This window comes from Actinomadura sp. NTSP31, assembly GCF_041951385.1.
Taxonomy (GTDB): Bacteria; Actinomycetota; Actinomycetes; order Streptosporangiales; family Streptosporangiaceae; genus Spirillospora; species Spirillospora napierensis.
In genome coordinates this window covers 61153-67802 of sequence record NZ_JBGNUT010000045.1, presented here as the reverse complement: position 1 = coordinate 67802, position 6650 = coordinate 61153, and the positions used below count along the sequence as shown (strand labels likewise).

At 69.1% G+C, this 6650-nt stretch carries 7 protein-coding genes; all 7 read right to left on the bottom strand.

Annotated features, from left to right (window positions below; translation table 11 throughout):
- Window positions 1-7 precede the first annotated feature (7 nt).
- The gene (gene atpD / locus ACA514_RS44705; RefSeq protein WP_375047566.1) at window positions 8-1438 is read right to left on the bottom strand and encodes a F0F1 ATP synthase subunit beta; all 1431 of its coding nucleotides are present in this window, start codon (window positions 1436-1438) and stop codon (window positions 8-10) included.
- Window positions 1439-1440: 2 nt separating this feature from the next.
- On the bottom strand, window positions 1441-2340 hold the full coding sequence (locus ACA514_RS44700; RefSeq protein WP_375047565.1) for a F0F1 ATP synthase subunit gamma: 900 nt from the start codon (window positions 2338-2340) through the stop codon (window positions 1441-1443).
- 5 nt (window positions 2341-2345) lie between these two features.
- Window positions 2346-3983, bottom strand: a complete 1638-nt coding sequence (gene atpA / locus ACA514_RS44695) for a F0F1 ATP synthase subunit alpha (RefSeq protein WP_375047564.1) — start codon at window positions 3981-3983, stop codon at window positions 2346-2348.
- A 98-nt stretch (window positions 3984-4081) separates the two neighbouring features.
- Window positions 4082-4909, bottom strand: coding sequence for a F0F1 ATP synthase subunit delta (locus ACA514_RS44690; protein ID WP_375047563.1), 828 nt, complete (start codon window positions 4907-4909; stop codon window positions 4082-4084).
- Entirely contained in the window at window positions 4906-5463 is a 558-nt protein-coding gene (locus ACA514_RS44685) for a F0F1 ATP synthase subunit B (RefSeq protein WP_375047562.1), read from the bottom strand. The genes ACA514_RS44690 and ACA514_RS44685 overlap by 4 nt, the downstream gene beginning before the upstream one ends.
- 32 nt (window positions 5464-5495) lie before the next feature.
- On the bottom strand, window positions 5496-5729 hold the full coding sequence (gene atpE / locus ACA514_RS44680) for an ATP synthase F0 subunit C (protein ID WP_285910949.1): 234 nt from the start codon (window positions 5727-5729) through the stop codon (window positions 5496-5498).
- A 105-nt stretch (window positions 5730-5834) separates the two neighbouring features.
- Window positions 5835-6629: a F0F1 ATP synthase subunit A gene (atpB, locus tag ACA514_RS44675; RefSeq protein ID WP_375047561.1), complete on the bottom strand. Its 795-nt coding sequence runs from the start codon at window positions 6627-6629 to the stop codon at window positions 5835-5837.
- Window positions 6630-6650 lie beyond the last annotated feature (21 nt).

The window sequence follows — 6650 nt, the reverse complement described above, 5'->3', positions numbered from 1 at the left end:
GAGCGGACTACTTCTCCAGCTCCTTGGCCTTCTTCTCGACGTCCTCGATGCCACCGCACATGAAGAACGCCTGCTCGGGCAGGTGGTCGTACTTGCCCTCCGCCAGCGCCTTGAACGAGGCGATCGTCTCGTCCTTCGGCACGGTCACACCGGGCTGGCCGGTGAACTGCTCGGCCACGTACATCGGGTGCGACAGGAAGCGCTCGATGCGCCGCGCCCGCTGGACGGTGACCTTGTCCTCCTCGGAGAGCTCGTCGATGCCGAGGATGGCGATGATGTCCTGCAGTTCCTTGTACTTCTGCAGGATCCGGATCACTTCCTGGGCGACCTCGTAGTGCTCGTTCCCCAGGATCTGCGGGTCCATGATCCGCGAGGTGGAGTCGAGCGGGTCCACCGCCGGGAAGATGCCCTTCTCGGAGATGCTCCGCGCCAGCGTGGTCGTCGCGTCCAGGTGCGCGAACGTGGTGTGCGGCGCCGGGTCGGTGATGTCGTCGGCGGGCACGTAGATCGCCTGCATCGAGGTGATCGAGTGACCGCGCGTCGAGGTGATCCGCTCCTGCAGCACGCCCATCTCGTCGGCCAGCGTCGGCTGGTACCCCACCGCGGACGGCATGCGCCCGAGCAGCGTGGACACCTCCGAGCCGGCCTGGGTGAACCGGAAGATGTTGTCGATGAACAGCAGCACGTCCTGGTTCTGCACGTCGCGGAAGTACTCCGCCATCGTCAGCGCGCCCAGCGCGACGCGCAGCCGGGTGCCCGGCGGCTCGTCCATCTGGCCGAACACCAGGGCGGTGTCCTTCAGGACGTCCGCCTCGTCCATCTCCACCCAGAGGTCGTTGCCCTCGCGGGTGCGCTCGCCCACGCCGGCGAACACCGAGGTGCCGCCGAAGTTGCGGGCGACGCGGCGGATCATCTCCTGGATGAGGACGGTCTTGCCCACACCCGCGCCGCCGAACAGGCCGATCTTGCCGCCCTTGACGTACGGGCACAGCAGGTCGATGACCTTGATGCCGGTCTCCAGCATCTCCGTCCGCGACTCCAGCTGGTCGAACGCCGGTGCCTTGCGGTGGATGCCCCAGCGCTCGTTGATCTCCAGCGAGGCGGTCGGGACGTCCAGCGCCTCACCGAGGGCGTTCCACACGTGGCCCTTGGTGATGTCGCCCACCGGCACCGCGATCGACTCGCCGCTGTCGACCACCGGAGCGCCGCGGACCAGTCCGTCCGTCGGCTGCATCGAGATGCACCTGACCATGTTGTCGCCCAGGTGCTGGGCGACCTCGAAGGTCAGGGTCTTCTCCTCGTCCCCCAGCGTGACCTGCACGTTGAGGGCGTTGTAGATGTCCGGGAGGGCGTCGGCGGGGAACTCCACGTCGACGACCGGGCCGATGACGCGTGCGACGCGCCCGGTCGCGGTCGCCGTCTCTACCTGTGCAGTCATTGTCACTCCCCGCCAGACTCGGCGAGCGCGTCAGCGCCACCGACGATCTCGCTGATTTCCTGGGTGATCGCGGCCTGCCGCGCCTGGTTCATCTGGCGCGTGTAGACCCCGAGCAGTTCGTTGGCATTGTCGGTCGCCGACTTCATCGCCCGCCGCACCGACGCCTGGAACGACGCCGCCGACTGCAGCAGCATGTGGAAGATGCGGCTCTCGACGTAGTTGGGCAGCAGCAGGTCCAGCGCCGCCTGCGCGGACGGCTCGAAGTCGTAGGTCGGCGGGACCTGCCCGTCGCCGTCGCCCTCCGCGACCTCCAGCGGCATCAGCCGCCGGACCTGGACCTTCTGCGTCAGCATCGAGACGAACTCGGTGTAGACGACGTGGATCTCCCCGACCCCGCCCTCGGCGTCGGTCTTGAGGAAGTCCTCGGTCAGCCGCCGCCCGATCCGCTCGGCGTCGGCGAAGCCGGGACGGTCGCTGAACCCGTGCCAGGTCTCGGCCACCTCCCGGTCCCGGAACCGGTACCAGGTGATGCCCTTGTTGCCGACCACGTACGGGACCGGCTCGCGGCCCTGCTCGCGCAGCGCGGTGATCAGCGACTCGGCCTCGCGGATGACGTTGGCGTTGTAGGCGCCGCAGAACCCGCGGTCGGAGGTGATGATGAGCACCGCGCTGCGGTTGTCGGTCGGCTGCTCGTGCAGCAGCGGGTGGTCGATCCCGACACGGTGGCTCACCAGCGCGGACAGGGCCTGGGTGATCCGGTCGGCGTACGGCTTGGAGGCCGCCACCGCCGCCTGGGCCTTGACGATCCGCGACGTGGCGATCATCTCCTGGGCCCGCGTGATCTTGGCGGTCGACTTGACCGTCTTGATCTGCTGCCGGAGTTGACGAAGCTGTGCGGCCATCGCCGTCAGCCCTTCTTGACGCGGGTGATCGTCTCCTGCTCGACGGCCTCGTCCTCGATCGCCTCCACGGACTCGTCCCCGGCCAGCAGGTCGCCCTCGCCGGTCTGGAAGCCCTTCTTGAACTCCGTGATGGTGCTCTTGAGGCTGGTGAGGTCGTCGTCGGTCAGCTGCCCGGTCTCCCGGATCGAGGTCAGCAGGCCCGCGTCCTCGCGCTCGACGTAGTCGAGGAACTCGCGCTCGAAGCGGCGGACGTCGGCGACCGGGACGTCGTCCAGCTCACCGGACGTGCCCGCCCACACCGAGACGACCTCCTGCTCGATCGGGAACGGCGAGCCCTGCGGCTGCTTCAGCAGCTCGACCAGGCGGGCGCCGCGCTCCAGCTGCGCCCGCGACGCGGCGTCCAGGTCGGACGCGAACGCGGCGAACGCCTCCAGGTCGCGGAACTGCGACAGCGCCAGCCGCAGCGTGCCGGCGACCTTGCGCATCGCCTTGATCTGCGCCGAGCCGCCGACCCGGGACACCGAGATGCCGACGTTGATCGCCGGCCGGACGCCCTGGTTGAACAGGTCGGTCTCCAGGAAGCACTGCCCGTCGGTGATCGAGATGACGTTCGTCGGGATGTAGGCCGACACGTCGTTGCCCTTGGTCTCGATGATCGGCAGACCCGTCATCGAGCCGGCGCCGAGGTCGTCCGACAGCTTCGCGCAGCGCTCCAGCAGCCGCGAGTGCAGGTAGAAGACGTCGCCCGGGTAGGCCTCGCGGCCCGGCGGGCGGCGCAGCAGCAGCGACACCGCGCGGTAGGCCTCGGCCTGCTTCGACAGGTCGTCGAAGACGATCAGGACGTGCTTGCCCTGGTACATCCAGTGCTGCCCGATCGCGGACCCGGTGTAGGGGGCGATGTACTTGTAGCCCGCCGGCTCCGACGCGGGCGCCGCCACGATCGTGGTGTACTCCAGCGCGCCGGCCTCCTCCAGGGAGCGCCGCACGTTGGCGATCGTGGAGCCCTTCTGGCCGATCGCGACGTACACGCAGCGGACCTGCCGCTTCGGGTCGCCGGACTCCCAGGCTTCCTTCTGGTTGATGATGGTGTCCACGCAGACCGTGGTCTTGCCGGTCTGCCGGTCACCGATGATCAGCTGGCGCTGGCCGCGGCCGATCGGCGTCATCGCGTCGATGGCCTTGATGCCGGTCTGCAGCGGCTCGCCGACCGACTGCCGCTGCACGACGCTCGGGGCCTGCAGTTCCAGCGCGCGGCGCTCGGTGCTCTCGATGGGGCCCTTGCCGTCCAGCGGGTTGCCCAGCGCGTCCACGACGCGGCCGAGGAAGGCGTCGCCGACCGGGGCCGAGAGGACCTCTCCGGTGCGGCGGACCTTCTGGCCCTCCTCGATCTTGCTGAAGTCGCCGAGGACAACGGCGCCGATCTCGCGCACGTCCAGGTTCAGAGCCAGGCCACGGGTACCGTCCTCGAACTCAAGGAGTTCGTTCGCCATCGCGGAGGGCAGGCCCTCGATGTGGGCGATACCGTCGCCCGAATCGACGACGGTGCCGACCTCTTCGCGCGCGGCGGCCTCGGGCTCGTACGACTGGACGAAGCGCTCCAGCGCGTTCCGGATCTCATCCGGACGGATCGTCAGCTCCGCCATGATTCCTCTCTTGCTCCCTTTGGGGTCAGGATCTCCCGAGGGGGGGCGACCCTCCGCGCCCCCCGGTCCGACTTCGTCGGCGTCAATGGCTGCCGGCGTCAGCCGGTGCCGAGCCGCCGGCGGACGTCGTCCAGCCGTCCGGCGATCGTGCCGTCGATGATCTCGTCCCCGATCTCGATCGACAGGCCGCCGATCGCCGTGGGGTCGAGTTCGATGTTCAGGTGTACTTCGTGGCCGTAGGCGGCGGCGAGCACCGCGGCGAGCCGGGTGCGCTGCGCGTCGGTCAGCGCGACCGGGGTGCGGACCAGCGCGACCAGCCGCTGCCGCCGGCGGGCGACGATCCGGCCGTACTCGGCCAGCCCGCCTTCCAGGCTACGTCCTCGCGGGCGCAGCACCAGCTCGGTGACCAGGGCCAGCGTGGCCGGCTGGACCTTGCCCTCCAGCAGCGTCGTGACCAGGCCCTCCTTGCGGTCGGCCGGCAGGCCGGGGCCCGCCAGCGCGCCGCGCAGCGCGACCTCGCCCTCGATGACCCGGGAGAACCGGAAGAGCTCGTCCTCCAGGTCGTCGAGCCGGCCGGCCGCCTCCGCGCGGGCGGACTCGGCGGTGACCGCGAGGGTCTCCACCGCGTCCGACAGCTCCGAAGGGGTGGACCAGCGCATCCGGACGACATCGCCGACCAGCCCGAGAGCGGCCGGCGACACCTTGCCCTCCAGCAGGATCCGGACGAGCTGCGCCTTGTCCGCGCCGTCCCGCGCCGGGTCGGAGACCGCCCGCCGCAGGCCGTGCTCGCGGTCGATCAGGTGCAGCACCGCGAACAGGTCGCCGCCGAGCCGGTCGAGGTCGGGGCCGGCGGAGGAGATGACGGCCTCCAGCCGGTCCTGGGCCTCGGCCAGCGACGCCCTGCTCACCGCTCCCGTGATGGTCATGAGGTGATCTGCTCCTGCGTGCGGGCGCGCTCCTCGAGCTCCTCGAGGAACCGGTCGACCACCCGGCTCTGGCGGGCGTTGTCCTCGAGGGACTCGCCGACCACGCGGGAGGCCAGCTCCACCGACATCGAGCCGATCTCGGCGCGCAGCGAGGTCAGCGCCTGCTGGCGCTCGGCCTCGATCTGCGCCTTGGCGGCCTCGATGATGCGGCGCGCCTCGGCCTGGGCCTGCTCCTTCATCTCGGCGATGATCTGAGCGCCCTGCTCCTCGGCCTTCTTGCGCAGCTTGGACGCCTCGATCGCGCCGTCCTTCTGCTGGGCCTTGTACTGCTCGAGCGTCTGGCGGGCCTCCTCCTGCGCCTGCTCGGCGCGCTTGAGGCCCCCCTCGATCGCGTCGGTCCGCTCCTCCAGCGTCTGCTGGATGCGCGGGGTGAGGATCTTGCCGATGACGACCAGCACGACGACGAACGAGAAGATGCCGACGACCAGCTCGTACGGGTGCGGGACGAGAGGGTTGTTCTCCTCCGCCGCAAGGACGGAAGCTGCTGTGATCATGTCTGCAGCCCTTCCTCAGGTGGCAGGGGTGGTCAGACGCTCTTGAAGATGAACGGCGCGACCAGGCCGATCAGGGCGAGCGCCTCGGTGAGGACGAAGCCCAGCATCATGTTGGTGCGGATGACGCCGGTCAGCTCGGGCTGGCGGGCGATCGCGTTGACGCCCTGGCCGAAGATGATGCCGATGCCGATGCCCGGGCCGATGGCAGCGAGGCCGTAACCGATCGCGGTGACGTTACCGTCGACGGCGGCGAGGACTCCCGTCATGGGTTCTTTCCTTTTCTGTCGGCCGGCGGAGTGTCCGCCGGTCTGGGCTTGAGCGAGGTTGTCGGTTTCGGGCCGGGCGCCGGGGGGCACTTCCGACCCGGGTGGCTAGTGCTCCGCCTCGAGGCCGCTCTGGATGTACATGGCGGCCAGCATGGCGAACAGGAACGCCTGCAGGAACTGGATCAGCAGCTCGAAGGCGGTCATCACGATCGTGACGAGGACGCCGACGATGCCGACGCCGAACCCGGCGACGGTGGGCTTCTCGAACAGGAACCAGAAGCCGACGAGGCTGAAGAACGCGAGGATGGTGTGGCCGGCGAACATGTTGGCGAACAGCCGGACCGCGTGCGTGAAGGGCGCCAGGATGAAGGTCGAGAGGTACTCGATCGGCACCAGCAGGATGTACATCGGCTTCGGCAGGCCCTTGGGGAGCATGTCGGTGAAGTACTTCGCGCCCTGGTGCTTGATGCCGAGGTAGACCTTCAGGCAGTAGACGAAGACCGCCAGCACGATCGGGAACGCGATGTGCGAGGCGATCGGGAACTGGATGATCGGGATGACCGAGAAGATGTTCCAGACCCACACCAGGAAGAACAGCGACATCAGCAGCGGCATCCACCGCTCGGTGTTCTTGCCGAGGAACGGGCGCGCGATCTGGTCGCGGACGAAGATGTAGCCGACCTCGCCGACGTTCTGCATGCCCCGCGGCACCAGCTTCGGCTTGGCGAACGCACTCCAGAAGAACACGCAGATGAGCAGGGCGCCGACGACCGCGAAGAGCACCGGCTTGGTCAGCCAGCCCGGGGCACCGGAGAACAGGGGTGGGAAGTCGAAGATCTCAGGCCCCGGGGCCTGGAACTCATCTCCCCCGGAGGAGGCGAGGACCGTCAGCGCGTTCACGCGGCGTTCCCTTCGTCAATG

Coding starts and splice junctions, on each gene's coding strand:
- ACA514_RS44690 (WP_375047563.1), bottom strand. CDS start 4,909: ATGACCATCACGGGAGCGGTGAGCAGGGCGTCGCTGGCCGAGGCCCAG.
- atpA (WP_375047564.1), bottom strand. CDS start 3,983: ATGGCGGAGCTGACGATCCGTCCGGATGAGATCCGGAACGCGCTGGAG.
- atpE (WP_285910949.1), bottom strand. CDS start 5,729: ATGACGGGAGTCCTCGCCGCCGTCGACGGTAACGTCACCGCGATCGGT.
- ACA514_RS44700 (WP_375047565.1), bottom strand. CDS start 2,340: ATGGCCGCACAGCTTCGTCAACTCCGGCAGCAGATCAAGACGGTCAAG.
- ACA514_RS44685 (WP_375047562.1), bottom strand. CDS start 5,463: ATGATCACAGCAGCTTCCGTCCTTGCGGCGGAGGAGAACAACCCTCTC.
- atpD (WP_375047566.1), bottom strand. CDS start 1,438: ATGACTGCACAGGTAGAGACGGCGACCGCGACCGGGCGCGTCGCACGC.